The sequence below is a fragment of the Peribacillus sp. P4_C12 genome (genome assembly GCF_056402095.1).
The window spans coordinates 1-738 of sequence record NZ_JBFUIB010001071.1 but is presented as its reverse complement, the minus strand read 5'-3'; the positions used below and the strand labels follow the sequence as shown (position 1 = coordinate 738).

General features: G+C 35.6%; 2 protein-coding genes. One reads left to right on the top strand and one right to left on the bottom strand.

Translation table 11 applies throughout. From position 1 onward, the window contains the following. Nucleotides 1–117: 117 nt before the first annotated feature. Nucleotides 118–273 carry a hypothetical protein gene (locus AC1DUW_RS31355; protein WP_477644516.1) on the top strand — a complete coding sequence of 52 codons (156 nt, stop codon included), beginning with the start codon at nt 118–120 and terminating at the stop codon, nt 271–273. A gap of 246 nt (nt 274–519) precedes the next feature. Here the strand turns inward: AC1DUW_RS31355 and AC1DUW_RS31350 are convergent, their stop codons facing one another. After that, complete coding sequence (locus tag AC1DUW_RS31350; RefSeq protein WP_029714163.1) at nt 520–720, bottom strand: cold-shock protein; 201 nt, start codon at nt 718–720, stop codon at nt 520–522. Nucleotides 721–738: the final 18 nt, after the last annotated feature.

The following is a 738-nucleotide window of genomic DNA, read 5'->3' as shown; positions in this document are numbered from 1 at the left end:
AAGAAAGCTTCGATTCCTTCTTGTGCATCAGCTTGCTTTCCGGTCCAATGAAGCATTTTCGATTCTATTTTATGTGGAGCAAATCATCCAGTTGAATCACATAAAATAGAATCGAAAATGCTTCATTGGACCGGAAAGCAAGCTGATGCACAAGAAGGAATCGAAGCTTTCTTAGAAAAACGGAAAGCTGAATTTACAATGAAGAGCAGCTCTGATATGCCGCCGTTTTACCCGTGGGGTCTGGATCGAACATACGAATCAGATAAAAAATAAATGATTAATTCTGTATTGAAATTATACTTAGGAACTGTGTGAGAATTTTTACTTTTCGGATAAATTAGGGTTTCTTTTCTTAGTGTGTTATACTGTGTTTACCATTTACTAAACTTGTTTCATATTCCCCTATTCCTTGTGAATAGGGGTTTTTTTATTTTCAAAAAAAGATATTCTATAAAGAGTATCTTTATTCGAAAAAAAACAGACTCTACAAGTAGAGTCCGTTATATATTGTATTTAAAATTATGCTTTTTGAACGTTAGTAGCTTGGGGTCCACGTTGACCTTGCTCAACTTCAAAAGTAACTTCTTGACCTTCGTCTAATGATTTGAATCCTTCGCTTTGAATAGCTGAGAAATGTACGAATACATCGTCTCCGTTTTCGCGTTCGATGAAGCCAAATCCTTTTTCTGCGTTAAACCATTTCACTTTACCTTGTTCCATTGTTGTTGCCTCCTAGTG

Excerpts from the sequence above, each read along its gene's own strand:
- AC1DUW_RS31355 (WP_477644516.1), top strand. The coding sequence starts at position 118 with ATGCTTCATTGGACCGGAAAGCAAGCTGATGCACAAGAAGGAATCGAA.
- AC1DUW_RS31350 (WP_029714163.1), bottom strand. The coding sequence starts at position 720 with ATGGAACAAGGTAAAGTGAAATGGTTTAACGCAGAAAAAGGATTTGGC.